At 64.2% G+C, this 16339-nt stretch carries 15 protein-coding genes; 7 read left to right on the plus strand and 8 right to left on the minus strand.

From position 1 onward, the window contains the following. Window positions 1–5: 5 nt before the first annotated feature. Window positions 6–1820 (minus strand): peptide MFS transporter, encoded by a 1815-nt coding sequence (locus IEV62_RS14410; RefSeq protein WP_188448696.1) that lies wholly within the window; start codon window positions 1818–1820, stop codon window positions 6–8. Between the two features lie 115 nt (window positions 1821–1935). Between IEV62_RS14410 and IEV62_RS14415 the strand changes: the two genes are divergently transcribed. Then, a complete protein-coding gene (locus IEV62_RS14415; protein ID WP_188448698.1) occupies window positions 1936–2514 on the plus strand; it encodes a nitroreductase family protein in 579 nt (192 codons plus the stop codon). A 39-nt stretch (window positions 2515–2553) separates the two neighbouring features. Next, entirely contained in the window at window positions 2554–2907 is a 354-nt protein-coding gene (locus IEV62_RS14420; RefSeq protein ID WP_188448700.1) for a GntR family transcriptional regulator, read from the plus strand. Between the two features lie 123 nt (window positions 2908–3030). Here IEV62_RS14420 and IEV62_RS14425 read toward each other — a convergent pair whose 3' ends face one another. The 3 genes from IEV62_RS14425 to IEV62_RS14435 all read right to left on the minus strand — a co-directional run bounded on the left by IEV62_RS14425 (window position 3031) and on the right by IEV62_RS14435 (window position 7809). Next, the gene (locus IEV62_RS14425; protein WP_188448702.1) at window positions 3031–4674 is read right to left on the minus strand and encodes a hypothetical protein; all 1644 of its coding nucleotides are present in this window, start codon (window positions 4672–4674) and stop codon (window positions 3031–3033) included. Window positions 4675–4683: 9 nt separating this feature from the next. Beyond that, window positions 4684–6429, minus strand: coding sequence for a hypothetical protein (locus tag IEV62_RS14430; protein WP_188448704.1), 1746 nt, complete (start codon window positions 6427–6429; stop codon window positions 4684–4686). A gap of 162 nt (window positions 6430–6591) precedes the next feature. Further along, window positions 6592–7809, minus strand: a complete 1218-nt coding sequence (locus tag IEV62_RS14435; protein WP_188448706.1) for an argininosuccinate synthase — start codon at window positions 7807–7809, stop codon at window positions 6592–6594. A gap of 80 nt (window positions 7810–7889) precedes the next feature. Here IEV62_RS14435 and IEV62_RS14440 point away from each other — a divergent pair, with 80 nt between their 5' ends. Continuing rightward, window positions 7890–8309, plus strand: a complete 420-nt coding sequence (locus IEV62_RS14440) for a DUF1801 domain-containing protein (protein WP_188448707.1) — start codon at window positions 7890–7892, stop codon at window positions 8307–8309. On the opposite strand, the gene IEV62_RS14445 is transcribed toward IEV62_RS14440, so the two are convergent. From IEV62_RS14445 to IEV62_RS14455, 3 genes are all read right to left on the minus strand, one after another. Then, on the minus strand, window positions 8306–9532 hold the full coding sequence (locus IEV62_RS14445; protein WP_188448709.1) for an SAM-dependent methyltransferase: 1227 nt from the start codon (window positions 9530–9532) through the stop codon (window positions 8306–8308). The genes IEV62_RS14440 and IEV62_RS14445 overlap by 4 nt on opposite strands. Before the next feature lie 73 nt (window positions 9533–9605). After that, window positions 9606–10367: a molybdopterin-dependent oxidoreductase gene (locus IEV62_RS14450; protein WP_188448711.1), complete on the minus strand. Its 762-nt coding sequence runs from the start codon at window positions 10365–10367 to the stop codon at window positions 9606–9608. Further along, a complete protein-coding gene (locus IEV62_RS14455; RefSeq protein ID WP_188448713.1) occupies window positions 10364–11185 on the minus strand; it encodes a cytochrome b/b6 domain-containing protein in 822 nt (273 codons plus the stop codon). Before IEV62_RS14455 ends, IEV62_RS14450 begins: the two co-directional genes overlap by 4 nt. Before the next feature lie 107 nt (window positions 11186–11292). Between IEV62_RS14455 and IEV62_RS14460 the strand changes: the two genes are divergently transcribed. Then, window positions 11293–11922: a flavin reductase family protein gene (locus IEV62_RS14460; protein ID WP_188448714.1), complete on the plus strand. Its 630-nt coding sequence runs from the start codon at window positions 11293–11295 to the stop codon at window positions 11920–11922. Between the two features lie 117 nt (window positions 11923–12039). Here IEV62_RS14460 and IEV62_RS14465 read toward each other — a convergent pair whose 3' ends face one another. Beyond that, window positions 12040–12909, minus strand: a complete 870-nt coding sequence (locus tag IEV62_RS14465; RefSeq protein ID WP_188448716.1) for a 3-hydroxybutyryl-CoA dehydrogenase — start codon at window positions 12907–12909, stop codon at window positions 12040–12042. Between the two features lie 162 nt (window positions 12910–13071). Between IEV62_RS14465 and motA the strand changes: the two genes are divergently transcribed. From motA to IEV62_RS14480, 3 genes are all read left to right on the plus strand, one after another. After that, entirely contained in the window at window positions 13072–13935 is an 864-nt protein-coding gene (motA, locus tag IEV62_RS14470) for a flagellar motor stator protein MotA (RefSeq protein WP_188448718.1), read from the plus strand. A 119-nt stretch (window positions 13936–14054) separates the two neighbouring features. Next, window positions 14055–14960 (plus strand): flagellar motor protein MotB, encoded by a 906-nt coding sequence (locus IEV62_RS14475; RefSeq protein ID WP_188448720.1) that lies wholly within the window; start codon window positions 14055–14057, stop codon window positions 14958–14960. Further along, the gene (locus IEV62_RS14480) at window positions 14957–16339 is read left to right on the plus strand and encodes a glycosyltransferase family protein (protein ID WP_229733193.1); all 1383 of its coding nucleotides are present in this window, start codon (window positions 14957–14959) and stop codon (window positions 16337–16339) included. The genes IEV62_RS14475 and IEV62_RS14480 overlap by 4 nt, the downstream gene beginning before the upstream one ends.

The raw sequence follows: 16339 nt of genomic DNA on the forward strand, positions 1-16339 counted from the left end.
CCCCCTTATTTGACGCCGTGCATCCACTTCTTGAGCGGCCAGGAGAGGCCTAGCAGAATGATGCCGAGCACGATCGCGATTTCGGAAATCGTGGTGAACACGCCGACATAGGTGTCCAGGCTGACCTTGAGGTTGGTCACTTGGCCGCCCACCGTTTCAACACTGGCGAACTGCGCGACAATGCCCGCGACATATTGTGCGACGGCGATGGAGAGGAACCAGACGCCCATCATCAGCCCCACGATCCGCGCGATCGACAGCTTTGTGATCATCGAAAGGCCAACGGGCGAAATGCACAGCTCGGCCATGGAATGGATCAGGTACAACCCCGCCAGCCACCACAGACCAACCTTATAGTCGGCACCGGCAAAGTGCGATCCCCATACAAGAAACAGAAAGCCCAGCCCGACGCTGACCAGCGCGACGCCAAACTTGATCGGGATCGTCGGCTCCACCCCACGCTTCGCCATGGCGTTCCACATGATGCTGAACACGGGCGCGAGCAGGACGATGAACAGCGCGTTGAAAAACTGCGTCTGCCCCGCGGAGATCGAGAACCAGCCGAACACCGACAAATCGGTATTGCGATCGGCAAACAGCGTCAGCGACGAACCCGCTTGTTCGAACAGCGTCCAGAAAACGGTGTTGAACGTGATCAGCACCATCGCCGCCAGCATCATCTGAAATTCCTCGCGCGATCCCTTGACATAGGACCAGCCGAGAATGCCGGGTACGCTGACCAGAAACGTGCCGAACATGATCTTGCCCATGACCGGCAAGCCCAGAAAATAGCCGACGATCCCCGATCCTGCAGCAGGCGGCACATAGTTCATCAGGTTCGTGAACAGGAACCAGACGACCGGGATCATCACTATGGCACCGGCATAGATGAAAACGTCACGGTTGGTTGGTGCATCGACGGGGCGATCGCCGATTCCGTCCAGCTTGCCGCCATCGAACTGGATCAGCAGCCACGAAATCATCATGCCAACCGCGGCAAGCGCAAATCCCGCCCACCAGCCCAGGCCGCCCCAGCTACCCATGCCCACCGCGAGAAGCGGGCACAGAATTTGCGAAAACAAGGAGCCGAGATTGATGCCCATGTAGAAAATCGTGAACCCCGCATCGCGCCGTCGATCGCCTTGTGCATAAAGCGCGCCGACCATCGTCGAGATGTTGGGCTTGAAGAAACCATTGCCGATCGTGACGAGCGCAAGTCCGATCAACAGCAGGAATACCGTCATCGGTGCGCGATCACCGCCCGCCTCAAAACCGCCAGCGCCAATCTTGCGCACTTCCTTGCCATCGGCCGCGAGCAGCGAGACCGTCTTGTCGTCATTACCCTTGATCAGCAATTGCTGTCCGCCGTCGCGCACGAATTGCTGCCGCGCCGATCCCGTGCCCTGCACGGTCACCTCGTAGCGCTGGCCATCAATGGTCGCGAACGGACGGGCCGCCTCGCCGCCGCCAAGGCATAAGGTGAGATAGCCGAGCGACATCAGGATCGCGCCGAATTTTACCGATCGTTTCGATCCGAGGAAGCGATCCGCCATCAATCCGCCGATCAGCGGTGTCAGATACACCAAGGCGGTGAAACCACCGTAGATGCCCGTGGTGGTCGTGTCGCTGAACAGGAAATGCTGCGCCAGATAGAGCGTCAGCAGCGCGCGCATGCCGTAATAGCCGAACCGCTCCATCGCTTCGGTCGAAAAGAGCCGCGCAAGCTGGCGTGGATGCCCGAACCAGGTCTCGCCCGCTGCCGGATTGACGTGGCTGATATCCGGCTCGCGCGGGGTATCCGCGGTCGGGGTGTCCACCATTGCATGCTCCCTGAGTGTCTTGGACGCCGTCGAATGCGGCACCGTTGGTTGCGCGCGAGACTAGCGGCAATCGCGGGTGTGTAAATATCTCTCGGTCCGCGGTACAGGGCAGCGCATGCTCAACGACCCCACCACTCCGCTTTCGCTCCTCGCCACGCGCCGCTCGGGCAAGCCCCGCGATCTGGTGGCACCAGGCCCCAATGCCGCTGAACTCGCGACGATCCTCGAGATCGCCGCGCGCGTGCCCGATCATGGCAAGATCGCCCCGTGGCGCTTCGTGATCGTCGAAGCCGAGCAGCGCGACGCGCTTTCGAAACGGATCACCGATGCGTACCGCGCCGAACGCCCGCAGGCAGCGGCGGCCGAGATCGCCGCGCTCGAGCAGTTCGCGCATCAAGCGCCGGCTTTGGTGGTCGTCCTGTTCACGCCGCGTACCGCGAGCCACATTCCGCTGTGGGAGCAACAACTCTCGGTCGGCGCGGCGTGCATGACCTTGCTAAACGCAACCCATGCGCTGGGCTTCGCAGGCGGCTGGCTGACGGGCTGGCCGAGCTATTCCGATGCGGTGCGCGATGCATTCGGCGCAGATCCGGAACGGATCGCCGGGTTCTTCTTCCTCGGCACACCCGCAAAGCAATTAGAGGAACGTCCACGTCCCGCGATGAGCACGATCGTTACGTATTTCACACCGTAAAAGACTGGACAGAATCGGCTATTGCTGTATTAAAGCAGCATGACAGCACTGAACAGCGAAGATAGCCCGGTCTATATCAAGCTGCGCGCGACGATTTCCGCCGCGATCCTGCGCGGCGAGTTTCGCGCCGGAGACCAGCTTCCCTCGGTCCGTGCGCTTGCCGCCGAACATGGCGCCAACCCACTGACCGTCGCCAAGGCCTATCAGAGCTTTCAGGATGACGGCTATGTCGAGGTGCGCCGCGGCGTCGGCATGTTCGTGCTGGCGGGTGCCGCCGAAAAACTGCGCGCCGCCGAACGCGAACATTTCATCAATACGAGCTGGCCGCGCATCGCGGCGCATATCGACTTGCTTGGTCTCGATGTGACGGATTTGCTCGAAGCGGCTAGCTAGAGCGCGATGACGTTTGACCGACTCCCTCCCCTGAAGGGGAGGGGCTAGCCGGATCAATGTAACGTCATCCGACTCTAAAACGTCCCGTTCAGGGTCCTTTCGAGCAATAAAGCCGACCGACGATCAGAACGGCGTCGGTCGCGGCCGCGCAGTTTTCAGCGCTTCGTCGCTGATCTGAATCCCGCGCTTGCTATGGTCGACCCGGAACAGCACGCTCGTCCCATCGCGCCAGATTTCGACCAGCCCTTGGTTGAATTTCGGGTCGTAAGCGGGTGGCCGGACCAGCCAGACATAATCGAACGCGTCGCGCGGGAAGCGTGCCATCGCCTTGCTGATCGGGCGCCACCATTCGCGCGGACATTGCGCGCTGGTGACGATTTGCGACGGATCATGCGCGAAGCGCCGTGCCGGCAGATAGCGCGCGGTCAACAATTGCGCGCCAGCCATCGACCATTGATCGTTCGAATAGGCCATTTTGCGTTCCAGCGCGATCGCCGGAATGTGCTCAAGCCGGCTCATCGTCCATGGCGCGCCGCATTGCGTGCCGATGAAAGTGACCAGCTTCGCCCCGACCGGAACATGATCGAGCGCCTTCAATTCGCGGTCATAATCGTTCGCGAACATCCAGTAACTCGCCGTGCCGGCACCGATCCGCACCAGGAAAAAGGCCAGGCCCACCACCGCCAGCGTCGCGCTGCCCCGGATCGAGAGGCCGCGTTTGGCGCGAACGGCGATGATCGCGATGCCGAACACGAAGGGCACGAGACGCATATCGGCATACGCCGATCCGAACACGATCCGCGGCAACAGCAAAAACACGACGAGCAGAAACAGCGCCGAAAGGCCGAGATTGCGCGAATATTCGACATTCGGATCGCGAAAGCCGCGGAACAGGATCACCAGCAGCGCCGCGACCGAGGCCATGTCGAACGCCATCCAGCGATCACGCAACGCCATCGTCGCATAGCCGATCTTGGCGCGCCAATTGAACCAGTCGGCGGTCTGCCCAGTGACATGCTCGCCACTACGCCACGCGATCATCAACAGGATCGGCACGGCGAGCGGGAGGCAGCCGAGCCCGGCGCGGACCCACGCCTTCCCCCAGCTGACAGGCCCGCGATCGGTGCGCGCGTCATGCTGGCGAATCATTTCGCCCGAGAAAGCGAGAACCCCGAGCACACCCCAGCCAAAGGTGTGACACACCCACAAGGCGCACGACAGCGGCAGGAAGATCGCCGCGCGCAGCCGAAACCGCTGCAACCGCGCGAGCCGCAGCCACAGCGCGAAGGCATTGAGCGCGATCGCCATCGCCAGCGCGAAATTTACGAACCCGAACTGGAACGGATAACTGTACGCCAGCGGCAGCGCGAACAAGGCCGTCGGCGGAATCCGCCCATGCACTTCGCGCGCAATCCACAGGAACCCCGTGACCATCAACGCCGGGATCGCCATGACGATCAGCTTGACCGCCAGTTCCAGCCCAAACAGCTTGGCGAGCGGAATGACGAGCAAGTCAATCCCGAGATTGCCGATCAGCTGCCAGTTGAAATTGTACCAGTCGAGCAGCCAGGGATATTGATCGTGCGAGAGCTGGACGCGGTAGCGCCCCATATGCCCGGGCAAATCGACCAGCGGCGGAATATCGGGACGCAGCAAAGGCACGATCGCGACGAGCGCCATAATCGCAACGAACGTACGCGTCTGCCACCAGTGCAGCGCTGCGCCGCCGCCAGCACGATCCGACCCCTCAATGTCCACCCCGTTCATCCGCGGCTCTTACCGCGCGGCGGGTTCCGGAAACAAGTCGGGTTCGACGGCGAATAGGATGAGCGCACGATTGCGGGGGCCAAGCGGCGTCAACCAGCGCGGGACAGACCCGCGTCGCAACGCCTGCGCGAGCGATCCGGCAGGCGCATCGGCAAAGGCATCGGCACACAGCGCGACATAGCGTACGCGCCAGCGTCGCGCGATCGCGCCGCCCTGCGCCGGCGCGCCGAGGAAGAAGCGATAGACGGCGAGGTTGCCGGCATTGTTGCGGTGATACGGCGCGCCGACCACGCTCATACGCGTAGCGCCGACCGCATAGGCGCCGAGATCGAGCGGGGCGAGCAAGCGCGCGGGCGGCAGCGTGGCGAGATCGCCCAGCGCATCGCGATCGGTGCACCTGCCCTGAACTTGTCCGAGCGTCATCGGCCGCGGCACATCGGCCACAACGGCATGCGCCGCAATCGGGTAGAGCATGCCGGCCGAGGCGACCCATGCGCTCGCCAGCCAGACCGACCCGCGCGCGCGTGCCGCCGCGATTCCCCCCGCCAGGCCGGGGGCCGCTAGGATCGCCCCGGCATAGGCACCACGCAGCTGCACGCACGTCAACGCCAGCGCCGCCAGCTGCAGGATCAGCAACGCCCCCCAGCGACCGTCGCGCGTTGCCTGAAGCCGCCACGCGCTTGCCGCGATGCCGGTCATCATCACGCCCGCATAGCCGATCGCGGTCGCGCGCGGGGCCGCGAACAGCGGCTGCGCCTCGCCCACCTTGCCCAACCACAACCGCACCAGCAACGGATCGACCACGCCGTACGGTGTGAGGCATTCGGGCGCGACCAAGACGATGCCGACGCCGACCACTGCCGCGATCATCGCCCCGAGCACGGCGCGCGTCACCGGTTTGGCGATGTCACGCGCGGCGAGCGCCATACTCATCGGCGCGAACGCCGCAATCACGCCCGCACGCCACGCGATCATCGTAAAACCATCGCATCCGGCATAGCCCCAGCTGTTGGTGCGGAACACGATCGATGCCGCGAGCAGGCCAGCGCCCATCCCGATCCCGAACCCCATCATTCGGTCATCGGCGCCGGGCCGCGCGCGCAACCATTCGAGCGTCATCGCCACGCCCGCTGCGACGATCAGCGGCACGGTTTCCATCCCGATGACGAGGCTCGCCGCCGCCGCCAGCCCCGCCGCCAGACCCGGCTCCATCGCCGGGCGCGAGACGAGCGAGCGCACCACGATCAACAGCAGCACGATCTGCAGCCCGTGATGATCGATCCGGCCCGGCAGGAAGATCGTCGTTGCCGGAAAGGCGACCGCCGCCACCACGATTGCGGTGCGCGCGATCGGCGCACCGCCGAGCACGCGCGCGATCCGCGCGGTCAAGGTCAGCGCGACAGCGAACAGCAGCGTCGGCCACACGATCACAGCGGTGAGCTCGGCCGAATGGCTCCCGATCAGCGGGGCAAGCGCGCGGATCATCGCGCCCGGCACCAGATCGGGCAGCCGCGACCAGTGCATCGCCAGCCCGGGGGCTGCGCCCAAACGGTGCTGCGACAGATCGGCAAAGCCCTGCCCGCCAATCCAGTCGCGGATTTGCTGGAGCCGCATCACATCGTCGGTATCGGGCAGCCTGAGCGCCGACAGCGCCGCCCAGTCGCGCCACGTCCACACTACAGCCAGCACGACCGCCAGCGCGAACGCACAGAGCGCGTCGCCCAGCCGGGTGCGGCGGAGATCGTGCAGGTTCATGCGGCGGACGGTAGCGCGCGGTGGTTAAAACGGGGTTAGACCGCGCTTTCGTCACCCCGGCCCTGTGCCGGGGTCCACCAGGCGGCTTGGTGAAACCTTGCCGAAAACGACGCAGCGTTACCGGCGCGGTGGACCCCGGCACAGGGCCGGGGTGACGTATTGTTACTGGTCCCGCCGCCCGAGCAGCCGCAGCCGCAACGCCTGCAATTTGATGAACCCGGCGGCATCGCGCTGATCGTACGCGCCCTGATCGTCCTCGAAGGTCACGACCTTCTCCGAATATAGCGAGTAGGGCGATTTGCGCCCCGTCACGTTGACCGAGCCCTTGTAGAGCTTGAGCCGGACCGTGCCGGTGACCTTGGTCTGGCTATGGTCGATCGCCGCCTGCAGCATCTCGCGCTCGGGACTGAACCAGAAGCCGTTATAGATCAGCTCGGCATAGCGCGGCGCGAGTTCGTCCTTCAAATGCGCGGCCCCCCGGTCGAGCGTCAATTGCTCGATCCCGCGATGCGCGAGGTGATAGATCGTGCCGCCCGGCGTTTCGTACATCCCGCGCGACTTCATGCCGACGAAGCGATTCTCGACCAAATCGAGCCGGCCGATGCCGTGGCGGCGGCCCATGTCGTTGAGCGTTTCGAGCAAGGTCGCTGGCGACATGCCAACGCCGTTGACCGCCACGCCGTCGCCACCCTCGAAATCAACCGTGATCACCTCGGGCTCGTTCGGCGCGTCCTCGGGATTGACCGTGCGCGAATAGACGTAATCGGGGACCTCATCCCACGGATCCTCGAGCACTTTGCCCTCGCTCGACGTGTGCAGCATGTTGGCGTCGGTCGAGAAGGGTGCCTCGCCGCGCTTGTCCTTGCTCACCGGGATTTGATGTTGTTCGGCGAATTCGATCAGCTTGGTACGGCTGGTCAAATCCCATTCGCGCCACGGCGCGATCACCTTGATGTCGGGTGCCAGCGCATAATAGCCGAGTTCGAAGCGGACCTGGTCATTGCCCTTGCCGGTCGCGCCGTGGCTGACCGCATCGGCATTGAGCATCCGCGCGATCTCAATCTGGCGCTTGGCGATCAGCGGCCGCGCGATCGAGGTGCCAAGCAGATACAGGCCCTCGTAGAGCGCGTTGGCGCGCATCATCGGGAAGACGTAGTCACGCACGAATTCCTCGCGCAGATCGTCGATGAAGATATGCTCGGGCTTGACCCCGGCGGCCTCGGCCTTCTTGCGCGCGGGTTCGAGTTCCTCGCCCTGACCGAGATCGGCGGTGAAGGTGACGACCTCGCACTGGTAGGTTTGTTGCAGCCATTTCAGGATAACGGAGGTGTCGAGCCCGCCCGAATAGGCGAGAACCACTCGATTGATCTGGTCGGTCATGGCATACTCCTGAGGAACGGCGGCGGCGGCGCGCTTTAGGGGCGGGAGGCCCGATCGCGCAAGCGACTCGGGGAGTGCAGATGGCGGCAAGCAACAAGACTGTCGAGAGCGACGCGAGCGTCGACGTCTTTCTGGCGCGCGTGGAACCGGCTGAGCGCGCCGCCGATGCCCGCGCGTTGATCGATCTGATGCGTCAGGTGTCGAGGCTGGATCCCAAAATGTGGGGCCCGTCGATCATCGGCTTCGGCAGCGTGCACTATCGTTATGAGAGCGGCCGCGAGGGCGACACGGTCGCGATCGGCTTTTCCCCGCGCAAGGCCGAGTTTGCGCTTTATGTCGGGGCGAGCACGCCCAATATCGCGGCGCTGTTACCGGGCCTTGGCAAGCACCGCACCGGCAAGGGGTGCCTGTACGTCAAGCGATTGGCAGACGTGAATCATGCGGTGCTGGCCGAAATCGTGCGAACCGCGTGGGACAATCGGCTCGCCAGCGCGGTCTAACCGCGCATCGCGCGTTCGCCCTCCAGCATGTAATCGCGCGTGATCGGCAAGGTGTGGCGGTTCTTGGCGAACTGGACCTGATAATTGACCATCCCGCCGAAATGGAACGCGGCACCCGCGCCCGCCAGATAGAATTGCCACATGCGGTAGAAGCGCTCGTCATACAAAGCGATGATCTGCGCGCGCGCGGCCAGCACCCGGTCGTACCACGCATCGAGCGTGTAGCCGTAATGCAGCCGCAGCACTTCGACATCGGTGACCATGAAGCGCAGGCCTTCATTGGCTGAAATAATCTCCGACAAAGCTGGATTATAGCCGCCAGGGAAAATGTACTGCGTCGTCCATTTGTCGGTGACGCCGGGCCCACCGGCACGGCCGATCGTGTGGAGCAGCATCACGCCGTCGTCGCTCAGCAGATCGCGGCATTGCCGGAAGAAGGTCGTGTAATGCGCTGGCCCGACATGTTCGAACATGCCGACCGAGACGATCCGGTCGAAGGTGCCCGTCACGTGGCGGTAATCGATCAGTTCGAACTTCACCTTGTCGGCGACGCCGGCCGCCGCCGCGCGTTCGCGCGCGACCTTCAATTGTTCCTCCGACAGCGTGACACCGAGCACTTCGGCCCCGGTATGCTGATGGAGGTACAGCGCCATCCCGCCCCAGCCACAGCCGATGTCGAGCACCGTCATGCCGGGCTTCAGCGCCAATTTGGCGGCGATATGCGCTTTCTTGTCGTCCTGCGCGCGTTCGAGGCTGTTGGCGGGATCGGTATAATACGCACAACTATATTGCCGGTCGGCATCAAGAAACAAATCGTAGAGCCGGTCGGACAGATCGTAATGATGCGCGACGTTACGTTTCGAGCGGCGCGCCATGTTGATCCGCCCGATGCGGTGGGTGACCGATTGCACCGCACGACGCGAGGGCGAAGCGGCGAGACCGTTGGCACCCGCTTCCCACGAATCGTTCATCGTCAGCAGCCGGACGAGATCGCGCACGTCGCCCTGCTCGACCACCAACCGACCGTTCATATAGGCCTCGCCCGCGCCGAGGCCGGGATCGCGCAGGATCGCCGTCGCGGCACCGGCATCGGTGAAGCGGATCGTCACGTCGGGAAACCCAGCGGCAGGCGTGCCGAAGTTGAGGGTCTTGCCATCGGCATGGTGAACGGTGAGCGTGCCATTGGTCACACGCCGGGCGAGGAACAGATCGATCAGGGCCATAGTCTGCCCCTAAAGTCGTGACACGAGCGCCGCAATGGGGTCGATCGATTCCGGCACCGATGCGGGACTGACCTCAGATTCCGGCATACCAGTCGTAATCGATCGCATCTTCCCAATAGCCGCCTTTGCCCTTGCCAATCTTGCTGAGCGAATCGACCGCGTCGATCTGCATGACATATTTGGCGTTCTTATAGCCGAGTTGACGCTCGACCCGCAGCCGGATCGGCGCGCCATGTGCGACACTCAGGATCGCGTCGTTCATCGCCCAGGCGAGGATCGTCTGCGGGTGGAACGCATCGATCAAATCGATTGATTCGTAATAATTATGCCCCGAATAAAGGTCGGCGCAGGTGAACACGACATAGCGCGCGGTGGTGCGCACATCCGCCGCCTTCAGGATCGTACCGAGCATCGGGCCGTGCCATTTGCCGATCGCGCTCCACCCCTCGACGCAATCGTGCCGCGTGATTTGCGTGCGCGCGGGCATCGCCAGCAATTGCTGATGCGAGATATCGAGCGGACGGTTGACCAGCCCGCCGACCTTCAGCCGCCAATTGGCGAACTTCTCCGCCACCATCGCATTGTAGGTCGGGGTGTTGGGGTTGGCGGTGCCGTTGACGCGGAACAGCGGCGACATCTGATCGGGGCGATATTCCTTGGCGAGCGAATCGCGGTTGGTGAGCGCGCGCGCCAGGCCGTAATTGATCTGTTCGCCGGCAAACAGGATCGGACGGGTCGCGGCACCGTTCTGAAACTTGTCGCAGCCGCTGAGCAACGCGCCCGCGCCCAGCGCACCCGTCGTCAGCACTGCGCGCCGCGTGATGATGCCGCTCATGCTCCATGCTCCTGCGTAGGCGCGCCATGATCGTCGGGCACCGTCCACCAGCCGGTGATCATCGATTTCACTTCACCGAACGCACCCGCGAGAATCACCAGCACGACGTGGACGATGATGAAGATCACCAGCCCCGACGCCGCGAGGAAATGCACCGACCGCGCCGAGGCGCGCCCGCCGACGATGTCGAGCACCCATGGCCACGCCGCCGACATCGTCGGCGACAAAGCGAGACCCGACACGATCATCGCCGGGATCAGCACGAAGATCGCCGCGACATAGGCCAGCTTCTGGAAGATATTACGCGCATTGGGGTTTTTCGGATCGTGGAAGCGCAGCGCGGCATGTTCCTTGGCATCGAACCACAGATGCGCCGGGGCGAGCTCCTTCAGCCGGATGCGCAAATCTTTCTGGAAATGCGCGTTGAGCACGCTCGAAATCATGAAGAACAGCAACCCGAAGGCGAACACCAATGCGAAGGTCAGATGCCAGCGCCGCGCGAGCGCGAGATTATAGCCCGCCGGGATCGTCAGATAGGAGGGCGCATGTGGCGTGTTGAACCACGGATGATCGGGATTCGCGCCGAATTCCCCCCAATAGAGATGCGGATGCGCGTTCAAAATCGTCAGCCCGCTGCCGATCATGATGAAGATCGTCACGACATTGACCCAATGCCAGATGCGCGTGGTCAGCCGGTGGCGATAGATTGGCGTGCCGGGCGCGTTGGCCGCGGGCAGGGGCGCAGACGGGGGCGCAGACGGGGGCACGGCCACCGGAATGGCGGAATCGGGCGATGCGGAGAGGCTTGCTTCGGTCATGCAGGTCCCTATTCGTCCAGGATCGGACTATGGTTACGCCAATCATGGGGTGTAGGCCAATAGGGCGGACGCAACACCGCCAAATCACCGACAGGAACCGTTCCGGGATGCTACAGCACCATTTCTACGAACCACGCGACGGCCACAAAGGCGTCCCCGGCCTCGCGCATGATCCGCTGAACGCGATCATCGCGCCGCGCCCGATCGGCTGGATCAGCACGCTCGGGGCAAACGGCACGCGCAACCTCGCGCCGTACAGCTTCTTCAACCTGTTCAATTATCGCCCGCCGATCATCGGGTTCGCGTCGATCGGCTGGAAGGACAGCGCCGCCAATATCGCCGCGACGGGCGCGTTTGTGTGGAATCTCGCCACGCGCGATCTGGCCGAGGCGATGAATGCGAGTTCGGCGACGGTCGCGTCGGATGTGGACGAATTCACGCTTGCCGGGCTGGCGGCGGCACCCGCGCGGCTCGTCGCGCCTCCACGCGTCGCCGCCAGCCCGGTCGCGTTCGAATGCCGCCACACCCAGACGCTGCGGCTGACCGACCAGGCCGGGGCGGAGCTCGACACCTGGCTGATCCTCGGCGAAGTGATCGGCATCCACATCGCGCCCGATCTGATCACCGACGGAAGCTATCGCACTTCCGCCGCCCACCCGATCCTGCGCGGCGGCGGGCCCGGCGACTATTTCGAGGTGGGGGAGGAAGCGCTGTTCCGAATGGGGCGGCCGGAATAGTCAGAACCGTCACCCCGGCCTTGAGCCGGGGCCTATCCCTCGGCGCGTGCTCCGTGCGATTTCTGGCGGCTTGCCAGCGGCACGATGGGCCCCGGCTCAAGGCCGGGGTGACGAGGGTTACCGCGTCGGGACCGGCTCCGCGCCCGAATAATCGTAGAACCCCCGCCCGGTCTTGCGGCCGAACCAGCCCGCTTCGACATATTTCACCAGCAGCGGTGCTGGCCGGAATTTGGGATCACCCGTTCCCTCGAACAGCACGCGCGTAATTTCGAGGCACGTGTCGAGCCCGATGAAATCGGCGAGCGTCAGCGGGCCCATCGGGTGGTTGAGGCCAAGCTGACAGCCGAGATCGATATCGCGCACACTCGCCACGCCTTCGCCCAGCGCAAAGCACGCTTCGTTGAGCATCGGCATCAACACGCGGTTGACGATGAAGCCCGGCGCATCGTTGGCCCGCACCACTTGCTTGCCGAGCGTGCCGACATAGGCTTCGACCGCATCGACCGTCGCATCGCTGGTGGCGAGGCCGCGGATCAGTTCAACCAGGCCCATGACCGGCACGGGATTGAAGAAATGCACGCCCATGAAGCGCGCCGGATCGGGGGCGGCCTGCGCCAGCCGCGTAATCGGGATCGACGAGGTGTTGCTCGCGAGGATCGCGGTGTCGGACAGCACTTTGCCGACTTCACCGAAGATCGCGCGTTTGATTTCCTCACGCTCGGTCGCCGCTTCAATCACTAGGAACGCCGGGGCCATTGCGGCAACGCTTTCGACCGGTTCGATGCGGGCCAGCGCAGCATCGCGCGCCGCGGCGGTGATCTTTTCCTTGGTCACGGCGCGGTCGAGCTGCTTGGCGATTCCCGCCTTGCCCGCCTCGGCGCGGTCGCGCGACATGTCCGACAGCAGCACATGGTATCCCGCCTGCGCCGAGACCTGAGCGATCCCCGCCCCCATCTGGCCTGCGCCGATCACGCCGATGCTGTCCATGGTGCTGCTTTCCTTGACGATTGAAAGCGTGCTCCCTCGCATTTCACCCGCGTCGTGTCATCCCCACGCGCCTCTGGTTAACCGGTTGAACACCAAATCGGGTTTAAGCCCAGCGCACAGCGGTCCATCGGACCCGCGCATCGCAGGGGCAAATCGCACGCCATGTTTCCCATTATAGGCCTTGTCGTCCTGCTGGTGATGATCTTCGGTGGTTTTGCGATCACCGGTGGCGCGCTCGGCCCCGTGATGGAGGCGATCCCGCACGAAATGCTGATCATCGGCGGCGCCGCGGTCGGCGCGCTGATCATCGGCAATTCGATGAAGGAGCTGAAGGCGCTCGGCGGCGGCGTCATGAAGGTCTTCAAGGGCCCAAAGTACAAGAAGCAAGACTATCTCGACGTCATCTTCCTGGTCAGCAAGCTGATGAAGATGTTGCGGACCGATGGCCCGATCGCGCTTGAGCCGCATGTCGAGGATCCGAAATCCTCGGCCGTCTTCGCCGACTATCCGCGCCTGCTGGCGGACCATACGTTGATCAATTTGATCGCCGATACGCTGCGCCTGGTCGTCGTGTCATCGGGTACGCTCGACGTCCATGCGGTCGAGGATGTGATGGATAACATGATCAAGACGCATCATCACGAAGTCGAGGGGCCGCACGGGACGATCGCGTCGCTGGCCGATGCGCTGCCGGCGCTGGGCATCGTCGCCGCCGTGCTTGGCGTGGTCAAGACGATGGGATCGATCGACAAGCCGCCTGCAATTCTGGGCGCGATGATCGGATCGGCGCTGGTCGGCACCTTCATGGGCGTGTTGCTGGCCTATGGCATCGTCGCGCCACTCGCCAACCGGCTGAAACAGGTGATCGAGGCCGATGCGGCGATCTATCACGTGGTCAAGCAAATCATCATCGCCTCGCTCCACGGCCACCCGCAACCGCTGGTGATCGAGGCAGCGCGGTCGGGCATCGCACATTCGAACCAGCCGGGCTTCGCCGAAGTGTTCGACGGGCTGCGGGGGCGGTGAGCGCGGTGTTGCCATATTTTCAGTCTTGGTCTCCTGCGACAGCAGGAGCCCAGGGTCGCGGGCGATACGCCTGTAACTTTGGGCTCCTGCGGTCGCAGGAGCCCAGGGGCCGCTGAGGCATGGCCGCGCGTGCGCCGCACGGCGCCAATGTGCCGCCCAAGATCATCTACAAGAAGATCTATATCGAAGGCCATGGCGGCCATCACGGCGGCGCGTGGAAGGTCGCTTATGCCGATTTCGTGACCGCGATGATGGCGTTCTTCCTGCTGATGTGGCTGCTCGGCGCGACCAATGAGAAGCAGCGCAAGGCGCTCGCCGACTATTTTTCGCCGACGCTCGTCCAGCTTAAGGAAAACAGCGCAGGGTCGAACGGCATTTTCGGCGGCGATTCGATCACGTCGAAGGACAATTACGCGCACCGCGCCTCGCAAACCGGAACGCGGTCGATGACGGTGCCGGTCGAGGCGATCGGCGGCGACCAGGTCGGCACCGGGCAAAAAGGCACGCTGAAGGACAAAGCCGCCTTGTCGGCCGAAGACCGCAAGAATTTCGAGACGATGAAGCGTCAGGTAACGATGGCAATGGCGTCGAACCCCAAGCTCGCCAAGCTGTCGAACCATGTCCGCTTCATCAAGACCAATGACGGCCTACGGATCGATCTGCTCGACGATGCCGATTATTCGATGTTCGATCTCGGCACGACCCAGCTTGAGGGACGCGCTTCGTCGCTGATCGGGCTGATCGCGCAATCGATCAAGGCGACCACCAACCCGATCATGATCCGCGGCCATACCGACAGTTTGGGGTATGGCGATCCGCTGGCGATGAACAATTGGATGCTGTCGAGCGCCCGCGCCGAGGCGACCCGGCGGCGGCTGGCGGCGGGCGGGATCGACGAGACGCGCTTCAACCGGATCGAGGGCGTCGCCGACCGCGAGCCGATGATCAAGGAAGACGTCGCGGACCCGCGCAACCGCCGCGTCGCGATCACCTTGCTGTACCGCGCCACGTCCTTCGGCCAGTGACACAAGCGCAGCGCTATGCCGAATGGAGCGTGCAGGCGGTACTGGGCGGGCTGCTCCTTTACGGGCTAGCCGCTTTGCCTGATCTGCACGCGCGGTGGGGCGTGTCGATCGGCAGCATCGTGGCGATCCTCGGTTGGATCGCGCTCGCCGCGTTCGGCTTCGCGCTGTTGCGCGACATGCCACGCCGCCGCAGCTTCGCGCTGTTGGCATTGGCGTTGATGGCAGTCCGTGTCGTCTTCGCCTTGCTCGCGGTGGGGCGGACCTCGACCGGCGACCCCAACGCCTATCTCAACCTCGCCAAGGGACTGCTCGCCGGGCACGGCCTCGTGATGTACGAGCCGTTCTTCGGCAGCGCGTGGCGCGCCTTGTTCCCGCCGCTCTACCCGCTGCTGCTTGCCGGATGGGGCGCGCTGTTCGGCTTTTCGACGCCATCGGTCCTTGTCCTTGGCACGCTGACCGACGCGGCAACGGCGTGGCTGATCGTGCTGCTGGGGACGCGGCTCGGCAGTGCAGTGGCGGGGCGACGGGCCGCGTGGCTGTATCTCCTCTGGCCATCAGTGCTGTTTTCCGCGCCGCTCGCGCAGAAGGAATCGCTGTGCGCGCTGCTGATCCTGGCGCTGGCGCTGACCTGGGTGCAGCCCCGCGCGGGGTGGCGCGGTGCGGTGGCGCTGGGGGTGCCGGCGGGCTTGCTTGCGCTCACGCAACCGGGTGAGGCACCGCTCGCCGCTTTGTTCGGGCTGGTGCTGGTCGGTCGGATCGGGCTGTGGCGGGTGCTGGCGACGGGGCTGCGTGGCGCGATTATCGCGGGGATCGTGCTGCTGCCGTGGTGGATCCGTAATGCGATGCTGTTCCACGCCTTCGTGCCGCTGACGACGGCGAGCGGCGCGAGCCTGTGGATTGGCAACAATCCCGATGCCACCGGCAATTGGGAACCGCCGCCGATCGCGCTGAAGGGCATTCCCGAAATGGCTTACGGTCCGCGCATCCAAGCGCTTGCGGTCGAGTGGATCCGCACGCATCCGACAGGCTTTGTCCGGCTGACCGCCACCAAGTTCGTACGCGCCTGTGGCGTCGCCGAGTTCGGCGTCACGCGACTGGTTGCGATGGGGCCGCCCTTCCCGCGCCTGCTCGCTGCAGCACTCTGGCCGATCGCGCAACTGTCGCATCTGGCGTTATTGGGCGGTGCGGCGGCGCGGCTGGGGCGCGTGCCCGTCACGCTGATGCTGCTGATCGCAGCGTGCGGCCTGCAATTGCTGCTGTTCGGCGTGTGGTTCGAATTTGGCGAGCGGCACCGTGAGTTCGTCACCGCCTTCCTGCTGCTGGCTTTATGCTGGGGGTATAACGAGGGGGCAGTTGAGAAAGACGCGCCGACACCCTAG

The sequence above is a fragment of the Sphingomonas psychrolutea genome (assembly GCF_014636175.1).
Taxonomy (GTDB): domain Bacteria; phylum Pseudomonadota; class Alphaproteobacteria; order Sphingomonadales; family Sphingomonadaceae; genus Sphingomonas; species Sphingomonas psychrolutea.

Excerpts from the sequence above, each read along its gene's own strand:
- IEV62_RS14410 (WP_188448696.1), bottom strand. The coding sequence starts at position 1,820 with ATGGTGGACACCCCGACCGCGGATACCCCGCGCGAGCCGGATATCAGC.
- IEV62_RS14415 (WP_188448698.1), top strand. The coding sequence starts at position 1,936 with ATGCTCAACGACCCCACCACTCCGCTTTCGCTCCTCGCCACGCGCCGC.
- IEV62_RS14420 (WP_188448700.1), top strand. The coding sequence starts at position 2,554 with ATGACAGCACTGAACAGCGAAGATAGCCCGGTCTATATCAAGCTGCGC.
- IEV62_RS14425 (WP_188448702.1), bottom strand. The coding sequence starts at position 4,674 with ATGAACGGGGTGGACATTGAGGGGTCGGATCGTGCTGGCGGCGGCGCA.
- IEV62_RS14430 (WP_188448704.1), bottom strand. The coding sequence starts at position 6,429 with ATGAACCTGCACGATCTCCGCCGCACCCGGCTGGGCGACGCGCTCTGT.
- IEV62_RS14435 (WP_188448706.1), bottom strand. The coding sequence starts at position 7,809 with ATGACCGACCAGATCAATCGAGTGGTTCTCGCCTATTCGGGCGGGCTC.
- IEV62_RS14440 (WP_188448707.1), top strand. The coding sequence starts at position 7,890 with ATGGCGGCAAGCAACAAGACTGTCGAGAGCGACGCGAGCGTCGACGTC.
- IEV62_RS14445 (WP_188448709.1), bottom strand. The coding sequence starts at position 9,532 with ATGGCCCTGATCGATCTGTTCCTCGCCCGGCGTGTGACCAATGGCACG.
- IEV62_RS14450 (WP_188448711.1), bottom strand. The coding sequence starts at position 10,367 with ATGAGCGGCATCATCACGCGGCGCGCAGTGCTGACGACGGGTGCGCTG.
- IEV62_RS14455 (WP_188448713.1), bottom strand. The coding sequence starts at position 11,185 with ATGACCGAAGCAAGCCTCTCCGCATCGCCCGATTCCGCCATTCCGGTG.
- IEV62_RS14460 (WP_188448714.1), top strand. The coding sequence starts at position 11,293 with ATGCTACAGCACCATTTCTACGAACCACGCGACGGCCACAAAGGCGTC.
- IEV62_RS14465 (WP_188448716.1), bottom strand. The coding sequence starts at position 12,909 with ATGGACAGCATCGGCGTGATCGGCGCAGGCCAGATGGGGGCGGGGATC.
- motA (WP_188448718.1), top strand. The coding sequence starts at position 13,072 with ATGTTTCCCATTATAGGCCTTGTCGTCCTGCTGGTGATGATCTTCGGT.
- IEV62_RS14475 (WP_188448720.1), top strand. The coding sequence starts at position 14,055 with ATGGCCGCGCGTGCGCCGCACGGCGCCAATGTGCCGCCCAAGATCATC.